19 protein-coding genes are annotated in these 19,583 nt (G+C 59.8%); 15 read left to right on the top strand and 4 right to left on the bottom strand.

Annotation, left to right across the window (positions count from 1 at the left end; genetic code table 11):
- Window positions 1–116: 116 nt before the first annotated feature.
- The gene (locus LDN82_RS17280) at window positions 117–1,802 is read right to left on the bottom strand and encodes an amidohydrolase family protein (RefSeq protein WP_224165179.1); all 1,686 of its coding nucleotides are present in this window, start codon (window positions 1,800–1,802) and stop codon (window positions 117–119) included.
- A gap of 422 nt (window positions 1,803–2,224) precedes the next feature.
- Here LDN82_RS17280 and efeO point away from each other — a divergent pair, with 422 nt between their 5' ends.
- The 3 genes from efeO to LDN82_RS17265 are packed head-to-tail and all read left to right on the top strand — an operon-like array spanning window position 2,225 to window position 5,363.
- Entirely contained in the window at window positions 2,225–3,388 is a 1,164-nt protein-coding gene (gene efeO, locus LDN82_RS17275; protein WP_224165178.1) for an iron uptake system protein EfeO, read from the top strand.
- On the top strand, window positions 3,385–4,785 hold the full coding sequence (efeB, locus tag LDN82_RS17270; protein ID WP_224165177.1) for an iron uptake transporter deferrochelatase/peroxidase subunit: 1,401 nt from the start codon (window positions 3,385–3,387) through the stop codon (window positions 4,783–4,785). Before efeO ends, efeB begins: the two co-directional genes overlap by 4 nt.
- Window positions 4,785–5,363 (top strand): hypothetical protein, encoded by a 579-nt coding sequence (locus LDN82_RS17265; protein WP_224165176.1) that lies wholly within the window; start codon window positions 4,785–4,787, stop codon window positions 5,361–5,363. The genes efeB and LDN82_RS17265 overlap by 1 nt, the downstream gene beginning before the upstream one ends.
- Before the next feature lie 44 nt (window positions 5,364–5,407).
- On the opposite strand, the gene LDN82_RS17260 is transcribed toward LDN82_RS17265, so the two are convergent.
- Window positions 5,408–7,012: a HAMP domain-containing sensor histidine kinase gene (locus LDN82_RS17260; RefSeq protein WP_224165175.1), complete on the bottom strand. Its 1,605-nt coding sequence runs from the start codon at window positions 7,010–7,012 to the stop codon at window positions 5,408–5,410.
- A 264-nt stretch (window positions 7,013–7,276) separates the two neighbouring features.
- Here LDN82_RS17260 and LDN82_RS17255 point away from each other — a divergent pair, with 264 nt between their 5' ends.
- From LDN82_RS17255 to LDN82_RS17210, 10 genes are all read left to right on the top strand, one after another.
- Window positions 7,277–7,675 (top strand): hypothetical protein, encoded by a 399-nt coding sequence (locus LDN82_RS17255; RefSeq protein WP_346347096.1) that lies wholly within the window; start codon window positions 7,277–7,279, stop codon window positions 7,673–7,675.
- 220 nt (window positions 7,676–7,895) lie between these two features.
- Window positions 7,896–8,141 carry a Flp family type IVb pilin gene (locus LDN82_RS17250; RefSeq protein WP_224165174.1) on the top strand — a complete coding sequence of 82 codons (246 nt, stop codon included), beginning with the start codon at window positions 7,896–7,898 and terminating at the stop codon, window positions 8,139–8,141.
- Between the two features lie 88 nt (window positions 8,142–8,229).
- On the top strand, window positions 8,230–8,604 hold the full coding sequence (locus LDN82_RS17245) for a TadE family protein (RefSeq protein WP_224165173.1): 375 nt from the start codon (window positions 8,230–8,232) through the stop codon (window positions 8,602–8,604).
- Window positions 8,592–9,620, top strand: a complete 1,029-nt coding sequence (locus LDN82_RS17240) for a Tad domain-containing protein (protein ID WP_224165172.1) — start codon at window positions 8,592–8,594, stop codon at window positions 9,618–9,620. Before LDN82_RS17245 ends, LDN82_RS17240 begins: the two co-directional genes overlap by 13 nt.
- Window positions 9,621–9,651: 31 nt before the next feature.
- Window positions 9,652–10,428, top strand: a complete 777-nt coding sequence (gene cpaB / locus LDN82_RS17235) for a Flp pilus assembly protein CpaB (protein ID WP_224165171.1) — start codon at window positions 9,652–9,654, stop codon at window positions 10,426–10,428.
- On the top strand, window positions 10,425–11,621 hold the full coding sequence (locus tag LDN82_RS17230) for an AAA family ATPase (RefSeq protein WP_224165170.1): 1,197 nt from the start codon (window positions 10,425–10,427) through the stop codon (window positions 11,619–11,621). The genes cpaB and LDN82_RS17230 overlap by 4 nt, the downstream gene beginning before the upstream one ends.
- A 203-nt stretch (window positions 11,622–11,824) precedes the next feature.
- The gene (locus tag LDN82_RS17225) at window positions 11,825–13,135 is read left to right on the top strand and encodes a CpaF family protein (protein WP_224167562.1); all 1,311 of its coding nucleotides are present in this window, start codon (window positions 11,825–11,827) and stop codon (window positions 13,133–13,135) included.
- Between the two features lie 7 nt (window positions 13,136–13,142).
- On the top strand, window positions 13,143–14,075 hold the full coding sequence (locus LDN82_RS17220; RefSeq protein WP_224165169.1) for a type II secretion system F family protein: 933 nt from the start codon (window positions 13,143–13,145) through the stop codon (window positions 14,073–14,075).
- A gap of 8 nt (window positions 14,076–14,083) precedes the next feature.
- Window positions 14,084–14,968, top strand: coding sequence for a type II secretion system F family protein (locus tag LDN82_RS17215; RefSeq protein ID WP_224165168.1), 885 nt, complete (start codon window positions 14,084–14,086; stop codon window positions 14,966–14,968).
- A gap of 118 nt (window positions 14,969–15,086) precedes the next feature.
- The gene (locus LDN82_RS17210; RefSeq protein WP_224165167.1) at window positions 15,087–15,560 is read left to right on the top strand and encodes an Hpt domain-containing protein; all 474 of its coding nucleotides are present in this window, start codon (window positions 15,087–15,089) and stop codon (window positions 15,558–15,560) included.
- Here the strand turns inward: LDN82_RS17210 and LDN82_RS17205 are convergent.
- Window positions 15,557–16,330, bottom strand: coding sequence for a response regulator transcription factor (locus LDN82_RS17205; protein WP_224165166.1), 774 nt, complete (start codon window positions 16,328–16,330; stop codon window positions 15,557–15,559). The genes LDN82_RS17210 and LDN82_RS17205 overlap by 4 nt on opposite strands.
- Before the next feature lie 213 nt (window positions 16,331–16,543).
- On the opposite strand from LDN82_RS17205, the gene LDN82_RS17200 reads away from it, so the two are divergent.
- Window positions 16,544–18,217, top strand: a complete 1,674-nt coding sequence (locus LDN82_RS17200; RefSeq protein WP_224165165.1) for a HAMP domain-containing sensor histidine kinase — start codon at window positions 16,544–16,546, stop codon at window positions 18,215–18,217.
- Window positions 18,218–18,231: 14 nt separating this feature from the next.
- Here LDN82_RS17200 and LDN82_RS17195 read toward each other — a convergent pair whose 3' ends face one another.
- Window positions 18,232–18,375 carry a hypothetical protein gene (locus LDN82_RS17195; RefSeq protein WP_224088605.1) on the bottom strand — a complete coding sequence of 48 codons (144 nt, stop codon included), beginning with the start codon at window positions 18,373–18,375 and terminating at the stop codon, window positions 18,232–18,234.
- Window positions 18,376–18,601: 226 nt separating this feature from the next.
- Between LDN82_RS17195 and LDN82_RS17190 the strand changes: the two genes are divergently transcribed.
- Complete coding sequence (locus LDN82_RS17190; protein WP_224165164.1) at window positions 18,602–19,471, top strand: hypothetical protein; 870 nt, start codon at window positions 18,602–18,604, stop codon at window positions 19,469–19,471.
- Window positions 19,472–19,583: the final 112 nt, after the last annotated feature.

Below are 19,583 nucleotides of genomic sequence, written 5' to 3'. Positions count from 1 at the left end.
TGATCTATCTCCTAATAATTTGAAGGGAACTACTTGGTCTTGAAGGGAACTACAGGGTCAAAAGTGGGCAGCACGGAATATCCCGGGTGTGAACCGCGGGATGTGCGGGGGAGGGGTTAGCGGAGGGAAGCGGCGGGTATGAGGTCGCTGCGGGGCTCGTCGACAAAGACTCCGTCGGCTGCCATCTGGTCCCAGATTCTCTGGACGACCTTGCCGGCTTTGTGGACCAGGGCGGCCTCGTCAACGATAGTCAGGGCGCCGTCGCGGACCTGCCACTGTCCGTCTGTCATGACATTCCTGACAGAGAGGCCATTGGCGTACATGAGGTGGTTCAGGGGTTCGCGCGGCACGGTTCCGACGCCGACAAACAGGCCACTGACGTCGATGCTCGTGAGGTCTGCTTTCGCTCCCACGGCGATGCGGCCCAGATCTTCACGGCCAAGTCCCCTAGCTCCGCCCAGCGTGGCTGCCTCGACGGCGGTCCAGATCGATGGGCGGACCATGGGCACCGGGGTGGAATCACCCAGGAAGTCAGCACGGATGCGCCCATAGATGACCGCCATTTTCAGGTTCTCGATGTAGTCGTTGGAGTGGGTGTCCAAACCGATGCCGGAATTGACGCCAGCCCCCAGCACTTCCGGCCACGGCCACTGCGCCGGTGTTACTCCCGCTCCCGTACCGGAAGGGCAGTTGGCAAACGTGAAGCTGGAGTTCGCCAGAAGGGGGAGGTCACGCTCAAAGTCGATGCCCAGCAGATGGGCCCCGAAGACGCGAACGGAACCATCGAAGATGCCCATGCTGTGCAGCCACGGTATTTCATCCTGGCCCCACAGCCTGTTCATGGCTACCTTGTCTGGCTGAGGGGCGCGGCCATATCCAGCCTGAAGGTGAATGTGCAGGCCGTGCAGCTCTTGTGCTGCCGACTTCATTGCCGCAAAGGTTTCCGGTGTGTGCACAGCGTTGGTTGCCGGCGCCATCATGGGAAGGATGCGACCATCGTCAACGCCGTTGATGCTGCGGGCGTAGTCCAGGTTTTCCTGGATTTCGGCCAGGGTTTCCGGCACCGAATCGAACAGCGCTTGATCGTCCGTACCGCGCTTCCATATGGGCAGGATCCGCTTCATTCCCGGGACAGCGCCTGAGGGGTAGCCCCGGATGCCAAACTCGCGGGCAACCCGGACGTATGACTGCATTGAGCGCAGGCCCTTGGACATTTCCACTTGGGTAGTACACCCACCGCGAAGAATTTCAGCGAGGTTCAACGCGGTCATAGTGTCCAGATCTTCGTCCGGAAGGTCTTCAAGGAGGACCATGGCTTTAAGGAATTGCCGCCCCTGCCGCAGCGGCGCCCCTTTGCTCATGGGAGTCAGGTTGCCTTCAACGTAGCCACGGGTGGCTGCGCCTCCGGCTACATGGCTGTGCATGGAGATCAGTCCGGGAAGGAGCAATTGTCCCGGCATATCCACGCGCTCGTCGGTGCTGCCCGTGCGGGGCCTGACTGCCTCAATTCGACCGTTCGTGACCACAACCTCGTGATCGGCCAGGAGAACCATCTCGTCATTGATATGCGCCAGGAGCCAACTCGGGGCCAGAACCAGTGGACGGCTTTGGTCACGGAAGCCGTCAGCTCCGAATCCCCGCATCTTCGCCAGCGCAGACCCGCGCTGCACTTTGTCCTCCAACAGCCCTGTTTGAGCCAGCTGGTTCCTGACTGTGCGGGTCTCGCCCTCGAGCCCCACATCGCTTCCGCAGTTGGCACAGCCAGCTCCGGCCTGGTTCGAAACGACTTCTACTTCTGCCATTCGTCTTCCCTCATCGTCGAGGCATCCAGTCAAGTGGATGCGGAATAGCGCTGACGGTATACCAAACTTGAAAGAAGCGTCAATAGCCTTGCTGATGTTCGCGTCAGTCGCCCCAAAGCTTCAGGAGTAGATGCACTCTTGGCATACCAACTGGGTCTTGCGCGGAGCCGCCCCGCGCAATATTGTGATGTGGCTAACGATATTTTGACGATCGTCGCATTTTCGACAAAGGAGGACCGCGACGTCATCTTCTGAGAATTAGGCCACGAAAAGTTTGCATAATTCCGGGTTCTGGGTAATCTTCCTTTTTAGGTGAGCCTAACCTTGGTCCTCGACACGAGATTTCGGTGTCGCGTCTCGGCTAGCTCAACCTCATGCATCACTCTCCCCAACATCGCATGACCCCCCCAAAGGAATTACCCATGTCCAAAATCACTCGCGTCACGCGTTTGAGGTACTTGGCGGCAACGGCCGTTCTCCCGTTGTCGCTGGCTGCCTGTACCACTAACGGCGGTGCTTCTGCCGCTGACGTCATCAAGGTCTCCAGCACCGCCGATGCGTGCTCACTCTCTACTGTGACCACCAGCAGTGGCAACATCACGTTCGCCATCCAGAATGAGGGAAATCAGGTTACAGAGTTCTACCTTCTGGCCGAAGATGGCCTTCGGATTATCGGTGAAGTTGAAAACATTGGACCGAGACTCACCCGCAACCTGGTAGTAACCGCACCTGCCGGCAAATACACGACGGCGTGTAAGCCCGGTATGCAGGGCGAAGGAATCCGCGCTGAATTCAGTGTCACCCAGTCCAGCGGGAAGCCGGCCACGGACACCAATGTCAAGGCCCTCACGGATCAAGGCACCAGCCAGTACTTGGCTTACGTCAAGGACCAGACAGAACAGCTCCTCGCTGGAACCAAGGAATTTGCTGCAGCGTACAGCGCTGGGGACGCAGCCAAAGCCCGTGCCCTCTACGCCGCCACGCGTATGCACTGGGAACGGATTGAACCGGTAGCCGAGGCCTTCGGTGACCTCGACCCCAAGCTGGATGCCCGGGAAGCAGATTTAGCAGCAGGGGAGGAATGGACCGGATGGCACCGCGCTGAGAAGGACCTCTTCCCACCTGCGGGCTTCGCTGCCCTGTCTGCGCCGGAGCGCGAAAAGCTCGCCGCGCAGCTGGTGGCCGACACCGAGGACCTTGCCACCCGCACCCGCACGGTTGAGCTCACCGCAGACAAGCTGGGCAATGGTGCCAAGGAATTGCTGGATGAGGTTGCTACCGGCAAGGTCACCGGCGAGGAAGAAATCTGGTCGCACACGGACCTTTGGGACTTCCAGGCAAACGTTGACGGCGCCCGGATTGCCTTCGAGAACCTCAAACCGGTTCTTGAGCAGAAGAATCCCGAGCTCGCCACGTCCCTTGGAGAGAAGTTTGCTGCCCTTCAGGCTGAACTCACAACGCACGCCCGTGGCGAAGGCTTCGTGTACTACAACGAGCTGAGCCCTGATCAGGTCCAGAAACTGGCAGCCCTGGTTGATGCCCTCGGCGAACCGCTGTCCAATCTCACAGCAGCGGTGGTCCTGTGAGCGGCTGCCCATTCGGTGGGGGCGCCGTTGGCGACGGCGCTGGGAAGCCCTTCGCTGAGAAGCCGGACGTTCAGAAGCCCGACGCCGTCCCGACGGTTTCCGCCGAACGTGACGCTCCGGCGTCGCGCCTCTCGCGCAGGGGGCTGTTGTCCCTTGCCGGCGTCGGTGGCGCCGGAGCCGTTGCCGGTATTGCCGCCGGCCTCCTGAGCCACGACGCCGTAGCAGCTGTCGCTGCGCCTCCAGCCAGCGGTCCCGGCGACGTCGTCCCCTTCCACGGAAGCGTCCAGGCGGGCATCACCACTGCCGCCCAGGACCGCCTGCACATGGCTGCCTTCGATGTCATCACCGAAGACCGTGCCGCCTTGATCCAGCTCCTGAAGGACTGGACGGCTGCGGCTGAAGCCATGAGCCAAGGCCGTGAAACTGGTGCCACTGGAGCCGTGGATGGCCCCTATGACGCTCCTCCCGAAGACACGGGTGAAGCCATGGGACTCACGGCCGGCAAACTCACCGTAACTTTCGGGTTCGGGGCAGGGCTGTTCGAGAAGGACGGCAAGGCCCGGTTCGGCCTTGATGGGCGGCGGCCGGATGCCTTGATTGACTTGCCGCATTTTCCCGGTGATGACCTTGAACCAAATCGCAGCGGCGGCGACATTATTGTCCAAGCGTGCTCGGACGATCCCCAAGTAGCCGTCCACGCGATCCGCAACCTGGCCCGCATCGGATTTGGAAGGGTCCGGGTGCGCTGGTCCCAGCTGGGCTTCGGACGCACGTCGTCCACGTCCCGGAGCCAGCAAACAGCACGGAACCTGTTCGGCTTCAAGGACGGAACCAACAACCTCAAAGCCGAGGACACGCAGCTGCTCAACGACCACGTCTGGGCCGGCCCCGGCACTCGCTCCGGCGAAGCCTGGATGCAAGGCGGCAGCTACCTTGTGGCGCGACGGATCCGCATGCACATCGAGATCTGGGACCGCACGTCGCTGCGGGAGCAGGAACAGCTGATTGGACGAACCAAGTCCGAAGGCTCTCCGCTCTCCGGCGGCAAGGAGTTCACAGCCCCTGACTTCGCCATCAAGGGCAAAGACGGTGAACCCCTGATCGGCATGGACTCGCACATCAGGCTTGCCCACGCGGACCAGAATGACGGCGTGCGAATGCTCCGCCGGGGCTATAACTACACGGACGGTTCCGATGGCCTGGGCCACCTTGACGCGGGGCTGTTCTTTATTGCCTTCGTCAAGGATCCACGTACCCACTACGTGCCCATGCAGATGGCCATGGCCAAACAGGACACACTGGCCTTGGAGTACCTCAAGCACACCGGCTCGGCATTGGCGGCCGTCCCTCCAGGCGTTCAGCCCGGCGGGTACATAGGGGAAGGGCTCTTCACATAATGGCGGGGCCGGCAATTGACGCTACCCCCACGCGTTCCATATTGTCCGGGCCCGGCATCCTGATACCGGCGCTTATGGCGGCAGCCGCCGCTGCGTGGGTGACATCGTTGGCTGTAGGGCATACCTGCACCTTCGACGTCGGCACCCACCGGCTGGCGCTGTCCGCACATGTGCTGGGGATGGTGCTGGCCTTCGGGTCCGTCATTGTTGTCGACTGGGTAGGGTTTCTTTGGCTCATCGGCAAAAGAGGACTGCATGATACGAGCAAGCTGGAGCGCGCGGCTGCGCCGCTGATCTGGGCCGGGCTGCTTGGGCTCCTGGTTACCGGCGCTCTCATTCATCCGGACATCACCAGTGCTGCAACCCAGCTGAAAATGTCCTGCGTCCTGGGGCTGATGCTTAACGGAATTTCGCTGATTCCGGTGATGCGTCGGGTCCATGCCCTCCCGGAAGGCACAATGTTCAAGGAAGTGGCCGGCAGCCTTCGGGCCCGGATGCTCGTGGCCTTGGTGCTGTCCCAGGCCTTCTGGTGGACGGCGATCGTAGTCGGCTTTGCCAACAGCATGAGCCGGCGCTGAAACGGGCTCCACACCGGGGCGGCGGCGGTGTTGCGCGGAAGCACTTAACGAGGAACAGTGATCGTCACAGTCGTGCCGGACCCCGGCTGGCTGTTCAAGCCGATGGTTCCACCGTGGGCTTCAACAATGGCTTTGCTGAGTGGTAAACCCAGGCCTGCCCCCGGTATTGCTGATTCCATTGCCTGATCGGCCCGGAAGAACTTGGTGAAGGCTTCGTCTTGTTCTTGTTCGGTCATGCCGATTCCGTGATCGCGGACGGATAGCTCTACCTCGCCGTTTTTTCCCCGGAGGCCAATGACCACTTGTGTGCCTTCGGGAGAGAACTTGATCGCGTTGGACAGCAACTGGTCAATGGCCTTGGAGAATTGACCGGGGTCGACATCTGCAGCGACGTCTCCATGGATTTGCAGAGCAATGGTGATGCCCCTTGCGGCGGCGGCCGGCCTGGCGTTCTTGACCGACTCCTGGAGCAGCTCGGAGACGTTGGTCGGCCGGCGACGCAGTTCGAGGTCTTCGGAGGCGACAAGGAGCAAATCATTGACGAGGGTCAGTAGGCGTTCCGCGTTCCGTTCGATGATGCCCATGAACGCAGGATTCGGCTGGTTGGCGAATATTTCCAGGTAACCAAGGATGGACGTTAGCGGAGTCCGAAGTTCGTGGGAGATAGTGGCGACGAACTTGTCACGCGCTGTTTGCGCCTTCACCAGGGCTGTGACGTCCGTGAAAGCAATGATGGAACCCTTCAATTGGCCCGATTCGTCGAGCAGCGGCCGTGCGGCGGCCGAAAAGGTCCGCTGCTTCTCCCCATCGCCCACCCGGACGAGCCTGTTGGTGAAACTGGCGCCTCGGACGGCAAGATCCGCGGGACCGTTCCGCTCTTCGGCGGACGGCCCAGCCACAACCGTGAAGGGGTTTACGGAGTCCGTCGACTCCTGAACCCATGAACGATCGGCCCGAAGGCGGCGGTTCGTAAGAATGTCGGCACCGTTTGTGTCCATGGCCCAGACACCGACGTTGACCGTTTCAAGGACTGTGTCCAGGAGCTGCGCGTGATCTTTGGTTGCGCCATGGAGTCGCACCAGTTCGCGATCCTTACGGTCCAGACGCTCGCCATGTTTGATCAGCCCGCGGGCAACAGCATGCCCAGTGATGGCCAAACCAGCCATGATGACAGGGAAGACAATCATGCGGACCAACTCTGGCCGTTCAACTTCGTGCCCCAATAAGAACGGTGAAGCAACGGTGGCGCAAAGCGGTGCCAGGATGGCGAAGGCAACGCGCACCTTGCTGACGCTGACAGACAGCCAGATCACAGGAAAAGCCATGACAAGCCCCACCACGCTGAGCACCGGACCGCCGACCTCGCGGAGTAGGCCCAGAACGAGACAATCCACTACGGGGATGAAAACGAAACTCCAACTGGGAAGACGGTTCCATGGAAGAACGAGGCATGCAGCCAGGATGATGACGTGCAGGAGCAGGACGACGACGAAGACAGGGTCGAAGAGGCTGCTGGCGTTGAACAGGATTGCTAGGAAAACAATCAATGTGACCATGACCATCAAGGGCAATTGGCACAACACAACCGCCCTGCGCCTACCGATTCTGTTGAAATAGTCCTCCAGCGGCAAGAAAACGCTATCCCCCATAGCCAAGCACCTTCCATCCCCCGGGATCTGAAAACCAAGCCCTGCTGCCCAGCATAGTGATTCACAGATCAGCAAAGACAACGCGCGGTACGAAAGCACAGGAATTTCTGGAAAGTCCTGCCACTCCAAGACCAAGTACCCGGCAAGCAGGCAAGTAGTGGGGCCGGCTGGAAACGAGTACTCACTACTCGTGACGGGGCCCTTCTGCAGCCGATTCAATTGAGCACAGCGGATCTGAAATGACGTTTGTTGGAGGGGTTTACGTTGAGTACAGGAATGGAATCGGCAGCAATGTTCGCGGGGTCGCTGCCCGGGCTTCTCCTTATGTCCGTGGGACAAATAATGGTAGTGGTGTGCCTGTGCTTCGATATGGTGCGTGCGATGTCCATACCCAGTTCACGCCCCCGGTACGTGGCAAATACCATTTTCAGGACCTTGGCCGTGCCTTCCATCATGGTCATGGGGATCAGCGCGCTCGCTGAAGCGGTCACCTGGTCATGGCTTCAGGTGGCCATGTGCATGGCCGTGCTGGTGATGATCATCTTCCGCTGGCACTCCGACAAGGACGAAGACAACTGGTGGAAGGGCAAGGGCAAGAAGTTGGCCCGGTGGGCGCGTAAGCAGCTCTCGCCACCACCCGTGGTTGCCCCTGCAATGGGCTGACAAAACTCAACAATAAGGCCGTGCCAATGGTGGCGCGGCCTTATTTTGTGTGGGCAAAGCGAGGGAATTCCTAGGTTTAGCGCAGGAAATGCGCAGGTTCCAGAGGCTTTCCACAGGAAGTCCCAAGGACTCCGATATAGGCCTCTCTCCGTTGCTACGTTGGTTGGGAGCTGGTATCGGGCCAGCCCACATCTCCCCAACTCGCTCAGGAGTTTTCAAAATGTTTGCTACCTTCCGCACCATCGCATCCCGTGCCCGCCGCGAAGAGAACGGCGCTACCGCCGTCGAATACGGCATCATGGTTGCGCTCATCGCCGTTGTCATCATCGTTGCTGTGACCCTGCTCGGCGGGAACCTCGTCGAGACCTTCAATAGCTCAGCCTGTGCCGTCAAGGGCGGCACCTGGACTGCGACGACCGCCACCGTCGGCAATGTCCAGGGCGTCCCAGGCAGCTGCTCGAAGTAGTCCGGCTCACAGCGGGTACCCGGGTGGGTGGGTCGGTGGCCCCACCCACCCGTTCCTCTTTCCACTTTCGATGAGAAGGCAGATCCACATGCGCGGGACATCAGAACGGGGTGCAGTAGCGGTCGAGTTCGCACTGCTTGCACCCATCCTGATCCTCCTGGTCCTGGGGATCATGGAATTCGGACGGGCCTACAACGCGCAAGTCTCGCTCACGAACGCTGCCCGCGAAGGCGTGCGCGTGATGTCCATCGCGAATGATCAGTCGGCAGCAAGGACCGCGGCGAAAAACGCCGCTGTAACCCTGAATCCCAAGCTGGCAGATGCGAACTTCACCTTCAGTGCCACCAGCTGCACGTCCGGCGCGCAGATGTCCGTAACCGTCAAATACACGCTCAGCACCCTCACGGGAATCGCAGGACCGTTCCCGATGCAAGGAGTAGGGGTGATGGTATGTGGCGGCTAAATGGCAATGACGACGGCGAACGCGGAGCCGTCGCGGTCCTCATAGCTCTGATTCTGGTTGCGTTGCTTGGCTTTGCCGCCCTGGCTGTGGATGCTGGAATGCTCTACTCGGAAAAGGCGCAGGCGCAGAATGGATCCGATGCAGCGGCCCTGGCCGTGGCGGAGAAATGCGCCGCCAATCTTAGCGACCCGAATTGCTCCACTACGTCCCAGATCGCCAAGGACATGGCCAATAAGAATGCCATAGACGGCCTTGGAAACATCAACTCGGTAAACCTTGATCTGACTAACCGGAAGGTGACCGTGTCCGCCGGCTCCCAGCAAGCGGGCGGCGCTCCAAATGCCGTTTCACTGGTCTTCGGCCGTGTCCTGGGCATGAATACGGCGGACGTTGTGACGTCGTCGACTGTTCAGTGGGGCAGTCCTCGTGCTGGAACAACTCCCTTTCCCCTGGCGTTTTCGATCTGCCAGGTGCAGGGGTACGTTGGCGGTGTCCAGCAGCTTTTGCAGGCTCACGGTACCGGCGCCAACCCCAGCTGCAACTACGGGCCTTCTGGCGCGGCAGTGGAGGGCGGGTTCGGTTGGACTGTCCAGGATCCTGGCGTGTGCGGTGGCACCATTGACCTGGCGCTCAGCGAAGGTGGCAGCGCTCCCGGAAACAGCGTGCCGCCAAACTGTGCAACTACCCTGAACAAGTGGGCAGCCAGCATCAACGCCGGAAAAGACGTTATCGTGCTGCTTCCGGTCTTCAATGCCGTCACGGGCACAGGCAGCGGAGCCATCTACCACTTGGTCTCGTTTGCAGCCTTCAAAGTGACGGGATGGAAGTTCAGCGGCGGCAGCAGCCTCCCTGACGCTTTCCATAACGACAGCCCCTATGTTTCCTCCTCACTGTCCTGCACCGGAAATTGCCGGGGGATCGTGGGGAGGTTCGTCAAGTACGTATCGCTGGCAGATGGCTATTCCCTGGGACCTGTGGATGCCAATGGTGTCACCGTAGTGCGCCTGACCAGCTAGCCTTTCCAACTATTAAGCACAGGAGTGTTAAGTGAAATCACGCTTATTGGCAGGATCGGCAGCAGCGCTGCTGGCGGTCATAGGGGTGATCCTCGTGTTCGCTTACGCGCAGGGCGCTGATCAACGTGCTGTCCAGAACCTTGCCCCTGTTGAGGTGTTGATGGTCAAGGCGCCGATTCCTGCCGGCACGCCGGTCGAGGCCATGAAGGCTTCCCTTGCCGCGCAGCAACTTCCTGAGTCTTCTGTCCCCGAATCAGCACTGAAGACGTTGGGCGATTCCGCGGGCAAGGTGGCCGCTGTGGACCTGGTACCGGGCGAACCATTGGTGGCCGAGCGTCTTGTAGCTCCGGAGGCATTGAAGGCTCCGGGAAACGTTGCGGTGCCTCCAGGAATGCAGGAAGTTTCGTTCCAGCTGGACCCCGTGCGAGTCGTGGGGGGACGGATAGTTCCTGGTGACCACATCGGGATTTTCATTTCCATGGAGAGCGGTGGAATTGAGTCCAAGCCGGATAAGGAAACCACCCAGTTGTCCATTCACAAGGTGCTAGTGACCGCAGTGCAACGTGCCCCCGAGCCAGCAGCCACAGCCCAGCCCAGCCCTGCCCCGAGTTCCGGGACCCAAGCACCCGATCCCAAGGACAGCACCCTGCCCACTGGTTCCCTGCTCCTTACCGTGGCAGTGGGCGACTCGGATGCAGCCAAGATCGTTTTCGCCGCCGAGTTCGCCAAGATCTGGCTGAGCAAGGAGCCTGTGGACGCCCAGGAGAGCGGACCCAGAATCATCCAACGGAGCGAGGTGTACAAGTGAGTCGCTTTGTCCTGATAACGCCCAGTGCTGAATTTGATCAGCGGCTACGTCAAGCCGTTGCCGGCGGCCTCCCCGGAAGCGTGCAGACCTTCTTCACCAGCGTCCTGCCCGTTGACCCGGCCGAGCTCTTCGGCGCCCTGGACCAGGGACAACTCGAGGTGCTGATCCTGGGACCGGACGTGCCGGTTGAGGAAGCGATGCGCCTGGCTACAGTCCTTAACGTTCAGGTGCCGGAGCTCAGCGTACTTCTCGTCGCTGAGCCGCAGCCGGACTTTATCCTCCAAGCGATGCGGTCCGGCATCCGCGACATCATGAGTCCGTCCGCAGACATGGCCGAGATCAGGGTCACCCTGGAGCGTGCTTGCCAGTCCTTCGCCACCCGTCAGCGAACTTCGGAACCTAAGCCGGCAGGAGCACCTAAGGGACTGGTGATCGGCGTCTTTTCTCCCAAGGGAGGCGTGGGAAAGACGACCATCGCCACGAACATTGCCGTGGGGTTGGGCAAGATAGCGCCGATGAGCGTAGTGATCGTGGATCTCGATTTGCAGTTCGGTGATGTCGCCTCAGGGCTCTACCTCAATCCGGAACATACGGTTACTGACGCGGTCACGCCGTCGGCCAGCCAGGATTCTTTGGTGCTCAAGGCATTTCTCACGGTCCATCCCGCGAGCATTTATGCTCTGTGCGCGCCCAAAAATCCTGTTGAAGCAGATGAAATTACTCCCGAACAGGTGGGCCGGCTGCTGGAGCAACTTGCCGAAGAATTTCAGTACGTGGTGGTTGATACAGCCCCGGGCTTGCCTGAAATCGGCCTCGCGGCGTTGGAGCAGTGCACCGACGCCGTGTGGGTGTCAGCCATGGATGTGCCAAGCGTTCGGGGCCTGCGCTCCGGGTTGGACATCCTTCGCAAGCTGAATCTGCTCCCGGAAACCCGCCACGTGGTACTCAACATGGCCGATTCCAAGTCCGGGCTGTCCGTCCAGGACGTTGAATCGACCGTTGGTGCCCCCGTAGATATCAGCATTCCCCGATCAAAGGCAGTGGCGCTCTCCACCAACCGTGGTATTCCGGTGCTGCAAGAGGGGGCGAAGGACCCAGCAATCAAGGGCCTGAACCATCTCGTTCAACGGTTCAACCCCGCATGGCGGGCCACGGCCCAGCGAAAACTGCACAGAAGGGTGGTAGTCCAGTGAAGCTGTCCGAACGCCTGCGTGACGCCGAGGAAGAATCCGCGGCTCCAGCCACTGCGCTTGGACAAGGATCCAAGCCACTCTCGACGCCGAACCCCACCTTTGCGCAGGCCGCCCAGCAGGCCAAACCGAACCTTCAAACGAAGGCCACGGTCGCGTCGAAACCCCACCTCTCAGTGAAATTGGCTGATCATCCTGACGCGCCGATGCCAAAGGCCCAGCAGCCGGTGGACGCCTTCGCTGCCCTGAAGCGACGCGCCGCAACGGCATTGTTTGAGCGTCTGGGTGCGAGGTTCAACGATTCAACGTTGAGTGAGCAGGAGTTACGGACGGCTGCCCGGGAAGAGCTGACCAGGATCATCGACGCCGAGCAGGTGCCGCTCTCTCCTGAGGAGCGCAGCCGGCTTGTGGCGGATGTGGCCGATGATGTCCTGGGCTACGGGCCACTGCAGCGCCTGCTGGATGACCCGGAAGTTACGGAGATCATGGTCAACAGAATGGACCAGATTTACGTCGAACGGCGCGGCAGGCTGATCCTCACTGATTCGGGATTTAGCTCCGAAGACCATCTGAGAAGAGTCATCGAACGCATCGTCTCCAAGGTGGGACGCCGAATCGATGAGTCGTCACCGCTGGTCGATGCCCGGTTGGAGGACGGCTCACGCGTCAACGCTGTGATCCCGCCGCTTGCTGTTGGCGGTTCGTCCCTGACAATCCGAAAATTCAGCAAAGTGCCCTTGACCATCAGGAATTTGATCGACTTTGGCACACTGACCCCTGAAATCGCCGAACTCCTGAATGCCTGCGTCAAAGCGAAATTGAACATTATTGTTTCCGGCGGTACCGGAACCGGCAAAACCACGTTGTTGAATGTCCTGTCTTCATTCATTCCTGAGGACAACCGAATTGTGACCATTGAGGACGCAGTGGAGCTGCAGATCCAGCAGCAGCACGTGGTCAGGCTTGAGAGCCGGCCCCCGAACACTGAGGGCAAGGGCGAAGTCACTATCCGCGAACTGCTCCGGAACTCGCTCCGTATGCGCCCGGACAGGATCGTGGTGGGCGAGGTGCGCGGGGGAGAGTCGCTGGACATGCTGCAAGCCATGAACACCGGGCACGATGGGTCACTCTCTACGGTGCACTCGAATTCTCCCCGTGATGCCGTGGCCAGACTTGAAACGCTGGTTCTTATGGCTGGGATGGACCTCCCGTTGCGGGCGATCCGTGAGCAGCTTGCGTCCGCGGTGAACCTCATCATCCAAATTTCGCGTCTCCGCGATGGCACGCGACGAATCACGCACGTGACTGAGGTCCAAGGGATGGAGGGCGATATCGTCACGCTTCAGGACGCTTTTGTTTTCGACTATTCGGCCGGCGTCGACGCTCACGGTAGGTTCCTCGGCAAACCAGTTTCCACCGGTATCCGTCCGCGGTTCATCGATCGCTTCACGGACTTGGGCATTCATGTTTCTCCCGAGCTTTTTGCGGCTCCACTGACATCGACGCCGAGGACGTGAGCGCGCCATGATTCTTTTCGTCGGGCTGGCCCTCATGCTGTCAGCCATCGTGCTGTTCGGGGTAGCTGTTATTTTGCCAAAGACCCCCGATGTTCCGCTGGACCGGCGGAGGCCCTACCAGGTGCTTCCCGGTTCGCATCTGACGCGGTTCACCGGGTCAACAACGGACGCACTTCATCGTGTGCTGACGCAGCGCAAAGTTCGGCTTTTCAACCGCGAACAACTCGATGACGCGGGTGTGCGAATGAGCCAAGCGGACTTCGTCGTCCTGGTGATCGCCGGCGCGGTGGTGGGAGCCTTGATCGGGCTGATTGTCGGCGGCATTCTCTTCGCGATTCTCCTCAGCATTTTGGCACCCTTCGTGGCTCGGCTGGTTCTGAAGTTCAGGGCCGGCAAAAGGCGTGACAAGTTCGATGATCAGCTTGGCGACACACTTCAGCTTCTTTCCGGCGGCCTAAGGGCTGGCCACAGCATCCTGCGCGCCATCGACGCCGCTGCCACGGAATCAGTCAGCCCCACATCCGAAGAAATGCGCAGGGTCATCACGGAGACAAGTCTGGGACGGGACTTGCAAGCGTCCCTGAACGATACGGCGGAGAGAATGCGGAACGAGGATTTCGTCTGGATAGCCCAAGCAATCCAGATCAACCGTGAGGTGGGTGGGAACCTCGCAGATGTGCTGGACCAGGTGAACGACACCATTCGCGAACGCAGTGAAATCAAAGGGCACATTAAATCCCTGGCCGCAGAAGGAAAGTTTTCGGCCTACATTTTGATGGCCCTCCCGGTGGGAATCGTGTTCATGCTCATGATCGTCAACCCCGGCTATATGAACGTGATGTTCACCAATCCGCTGGGCTGGGTGATGATCGGAGGTTCCGTCATCTTGATGACCATCGGTGGTCTGTGGATGCGCAAGATCATCGACTTGAAATTTTGAGGTGAACCTTGCACCCTTTCCTGCTTTTATCCTTGTTGCTCGTTCCGTTGCCGAGCGCCTATTTCGCGTGGTCCCTCCTTTCAACTGACCGGAGGACCCCGCGGGCAGTCCGTGAGCTCCTGTCGCGGGGTCAAATCGCGATTGAAGTGGAGCAGCAGAGCAGGAGCGGGGCATTGGAGCGCCTGGGCTACAGGCTTACCCCCGGAAGTTATGTCCAGAAATTGGACAGGCTACTGGCCTTGGCTGGCCGTCCCACGTCACTCCCTCTGGGACGTGTCCTTGCCGCCAAGCCAGCACTTGGCCTTCTCGGCGCGATTTTTGGTGTGTTTATCACTACCACCAGCCAGAGTGGACTCATCAAGCTTGTGGGGATCTTTGTGGTCCTGCTGGGATATTTCATTCCGGACCTGATGCTTTACAGCAAAGGTCAGGAGCGGCAAAAGAAAATCCAGTTGGAACTCGCCAACACCATGGACCAAATGCTCATCTCCGTGGAAGCCGGCCTCGGCTTCGAAGGAGCCATGGCCCGCGCCGGAGAAAACGGCAAGGGACCGCTGGCGGAAGAACTTGTCAGGACACTCCAGGACATGCAGGTTGGCAGGAGCCGCCGTGAGTCCTATCTCGCGTTGGCCCAGCGGACCAATATTCCTGAGCTTCGAAGCTTCGTGCAGGCGGTTATCCAGGCCGACACGTATGGGATTGCCATTAGCCGCGTGTTGAGGGTTCAGGCGAAGGTCATGAGGGTTAAGCGCCGGCAACGCGCCGAGGAGAAAGCCATGAAGCTTCCGGTAACAATTCTCTTTCCCCTGCTATTCTTCATCTTTCCAGTCCTGTTTATTGCCATCCTGGGACCAGCAGTGATCAATACCATAACAACCCTCAGTGCTGGCTGAGCAGGAATAACGAATTTGTGTAATAAAAGGAAACTCAAGAAATCAGGGGGAGCTAAGGATTTGCTCAAGATCAGCACAAGATCGGTTTAAATCTGAGTTCAGGAAGTAGCATCGAGTTATGTTCAGTTCAGATTTCAGTGAGGTCGACGAGCGTGGGGACTCCGACCGTACCGGACAGACGAAAGGCTCCACATGGATGCCCAACGCGTCCGGACGGCCGATACTGGACCTCGCGGAATTCCAACTCTTGGAAGATCAGGTGGGCGATCCGCGCATTGCGCGCATATTTGCAAGCGACTTCGCGAGGCTCTGGCCAACACGTTACGGAAACCTCGCGGCCGCCGTCGAACGTGGTGACGAAGCGGCGGCAATGGACACAATACTTAGCCTGAGAACATCTTCAGCGATGGTGGGGGGCATTCGCCTTTCGGTTCTCGCAGCCATTCTTGAAGGACACCTTCTGAACGGTGAATTACGCAATGCCCAGACTCTCCTTGATGAGATTGCCGAGTGTGGTCAGCGCACTGTCAAGGAGCTCAAGGAAAGCTACGTACTGAGGAAAGAAAGCCCGGAGCCGGATCCCATCTCTTAATCGGGCCTTTTCGGGGCAAGTCGATAGCCGACTCCCCGGATCGTCTGTAGAAACCGGGGAGACTGTGAGTCTTCGTGCAGCTTTCGGCGAAGATTTCCAATGTGGGTTTCAACAGCCCGTTCGTCGGCCTCGCTGATATATGCATCGTCGTCGTAATAGTCGCCACGGGCAGCCCGAACCAAGTCAGCCCTTGTCCGAACTTCGTCCGGGTTGCGGAGCAAATCAAGCAGCAGGTCGAATTCGCTCCTGGTCAAAGTCAGGGGAGAACCATCAAGGGCCACTGCCCGGGATTTGTAATTCAACGACAATCCATTGTGTTCAAGGACCGGATCGTTACGTCCATTCGAACGGACCAAGCCGGATTCGTTGGCCTCCTCGGGTAAGGACAACCCAACGCCCACGCGGGGCCGCCGCATCATCGCTGTGACCCTTGCCCTTAGCTCGCGTGGCAGGAATGGTTTCTTTACATAGTCGTCGGCACCCGTCAGGAAAGCGGTGAGAGTATCCGGTTCGTCGCGGCGTGCAGTGAGCATGACAACATACGCATCACTGAATTGCCGGATCCGCCGCAAAACCTCATGGCCATCCATGTCTGGAAGTCCGACGTCCAGTGTCACCGCCACGGCTTGATGATGTCGGACAACCTCGACGCCTTCGCGTCCAGTCGCGGCGGAATGGACTACAAATCCCGCCTCTCTCAGGATGGCGCCCACCAAATTCCGGACGTCCTCATCATCCTCAATGACTACAGCAACCCCAGGCTCGCTCATTGATTCCCTCGAGTCGGCGCACATCCCCGCAAGCCCAGCGCAAAGCGGGAAGTGTCACCCAATACGTACGATACAAGCATTCAAGTTTTATAGCACCTAATATGTGCAATATGCGCCGTCACAACGTTCCGGTTTTACGCTCCGCCCCCTGCTCTTCCCGGAATCGGCGCGAAACGATATTTGGTCCGTGTCCCCCAAACGAAGGATTCTGCCTTGACTGAGCAGCCTTTGCTTCGCACAGCCGCCCGCATCTTTAGAAAACTGACGCCCAGAGCCCGGGTAGCCGTCTGTGAATTGCCTTTGACTCTGGTAGTCGGAGGATTGTTCGTCTCTGCCCCAGCCCTTTGGCCAAGCCTCATGCAGAACGGGTTGTTTGTCACCGGAATCCTCATGCATGGGATCCTTTTCGTGAGTTGCTTCCTGGTTCCATGGGAGCGTCTGGCGCCGGGCGCCAGCCTGGTCATTCCGGTCCTGGATCTGGTTGCCCTCGCATTTACGCGAAGTGGTGCCTATGGCTCGCTGCCAGGCCTCGTGGTTCTGGCACTTTTTCCCGTGATCTGGTTGTCCGCCTCAGGTCTGAGAACCAGGTCCAGCCTCATCATTAGTTTTCTGGGTCCCCTCGTCATTGCCCTCCCGCCATTCATTTCGCACCTGCCTAAGCCGCCGTCCTCCGACATGTTCTCGGTTACCGTCCTGCCCCTGGTGATGTTGGCGGTGGCAATTACCATCCGGCTCTCGGGCTCGAATGCGCGGATTCAGCAACAGCGTGTCAGGCAGCGTGACCAAGCGCTGAGGCAATTGCTCGCGGCCAGCAGGGATCGCGAAATGCTGCTTGCGACGATCCTGGACACCATCGACGTCGGAATTGTCGCCGTCGATTCCAAGGGCGAGACGCTTTTGACGAACAACCAACAAAAAGAATTCCAGCGCGTGGCGACTCCATCCCGGTCCGGAGCGGCGCCCACACGCGAGGAGCTATTGATCTTTGGCCAGGATCGGCTGACACCGCTTCCACCCGAAAAGAGCCCCACCCAAAGGGCAGTCCAGGGAGAAACGTATTCGGATTACCTTGTGTGGTTCGGTACGGGAGCAGAACAGCGGGCCATTTCCACCGCCGCGCGCAGCATGAAATACGGCGTTGATGAAGGGTTCGGGGGAGCCGTGATCGTGTTTCGCGACGTGACCGACGTCGTCCAGGCCCTCGCGGCCAAGGATGAATTGGTTGCCAACGTTTCCCACGAATTCGGATCGCCACTCACGTCCATCCTGGGCAACCTGGACTTGGTGCTCCGCGGAGATGAAGAGCTCTCGGACAGGGCGCGGACCCGTTTGGAAGTCGCCGAACGCAACGCCGAGCGGCTCCGTGCCCTGGTGGATGATCTGCTGATGTCAGCCGCCGCAGTGGAGAGCATCCACCTACGGCGTACCGACGTGGCCGGCCTGGTTGAAAACAGCTTGGTGTCAGCCCATGCGCAGGCTGATTTTGCCAATGTGGGCCTCGTGGCCGACGTACCTTCACCCCTCTGGGCAGATGCAGATCCACTGAGGTTGGGTCAGGCCCTGGATAACCTCGTGTCCAACGCCATCAAGTACTCCCCGGGTGGCGGACGCGTCACCGTGAGGGCTGCCCGGAACGACGGGTGGATCCAGCTGGAAGTTCAAGATACCGGCATGGGGATGACCACGGAGGAGACCTCGAAGATTTTCACGCGCTTCTTCCGGACAGGTGCCGCCCGCCAGGCCGCCATTCCGGGCGTTGGCCTGGGATTGTCCATCACCAAGTCCATCGTGGAACGGCACGGCGGCAGTATCACCTGCACCAGCAAACCCGGGAGAGGCAGCACCTTTACGGTTTCGCTTCCAGCCACGCCATCCGAGGAGAACTGAAGGCATAAGCCCGTTCAGTGCATAAAGCCGCTGCCATCCCAGTCGCGGTCGTACTTGCCGCACCGCGTGCAGCGCCTGTAGCGGCCGCTGCCATCTTCTGCCGATTCCACATGCCAGGCGTGGCCCAGGTTCAGCTTGCACAAGAGCATCTTGAGCATGGCGCTCTCCATTCCTAAACACGGGCAAACCAGCGAGCCGTGATTGCTTCGTGCCCCCTCAGTTTAGGCAGTGAGCCCGTTCGGCCGGTAGGGCATTGGGGTTCAGGCATGCCGGTTCCATGTCCTGGAAAGCCCTGATGTCCGGATTCGATGTCGTAGTCTGATGCGTAGTTGGGCCGGCTGCCGACCAACGGGCCATGCCTGTTACTTCCATTGGGAGGAATTGATGACAAACGCCACGGATGGTGCGGCTTACGGCCAGTCGGAAGTTCCGGCGGTGCCGCTGCAACAGCCGCAGCCCTTCGCACCGCCGGGAGTGCCTGCGGGCTCGCCTCCGTATGGCTCGTCGCAGCCTTTTGCAGCACCCGCTGCTGCTCCAGTGCCACACCATTACCAGCAGCCGCCCTTCCAGCAGGCTTCCTTCCAGCAGTCGCCTTTTCAGTATCAGCCCTACTACCAGCAGCAGCCCTTCCAACATCCGGGCTTCGGACCCCCACCTTTCCCGCAGAACCCTCCGCAGGAAAATTGGTCCAGCGGTTCCAAGAAGCGCATCGGTCCCTCGTTTTGGATCGTGGGCGCATTGCTTGCCCTACTCGCCGTGGCCAATGCTGTGACAGGGAATGGCGAATCGATCCTGATCTTCATCGGGCTGGCAGCGTTGCTTACTGGTCTCTATTCGCTCATTTTCAAGCGGCCCTCTTGGGCTGCGCTACCAAGCAAACAGGCGGCGGTAGTGGTTGCCGTCGCGGGAGCGGCCTCGCTTTTCCTCGGCGTGGTTGCTGCCGGGACTGAAGCGGCTCGTGATTCGGCAGTCGCCGCTGCTCAGCGAGCCCCGAGCACCACCCAAGACAGGCCCGGAGACGGGACTATTCAAGACGGGATCATCCAAGACGGAACATGGATTGTTGGGAAGGATATCGCCGCGGGAACGTATCGAACCATGAAAGAAGTCACAGGCGCGTGCTCCTGGCAGATCACGCGCCCGGGCAGCACTGATAGCTCCGAAGGAGCTGTCACTAGCGGATTTCCCATCGTGAAACTGGTCCGGGGCCAGAGGCTGATAACGGAAGGCTGCGGAGCCTGGGCGAAACTGTAGGCTCCGCCCCAGCTCGTGGTTTTTGCAGCCTCTATCGCAGCTGCTGTCCAAGGTACACCGATAATGCGGCACAGGAATCTGCCGACAGTCGTATGCCGTGAAGCGGTCGCCG

Origin of the sequence: Arthrobacter sp. StoSoilA2 (assembly GCF_019977195.1) — a bacterium.
Classification (GTDB): Bacteria; Actinomycetota; Actinomycetes; order Actinomycetales; family Micrococcaceae; genus Arthrobacter.
The sequence above is the reverse complement of the archived record's forward strand: the minus strand, read 5'-3'. Positions and strand labels throughout refer to the sequence as shown.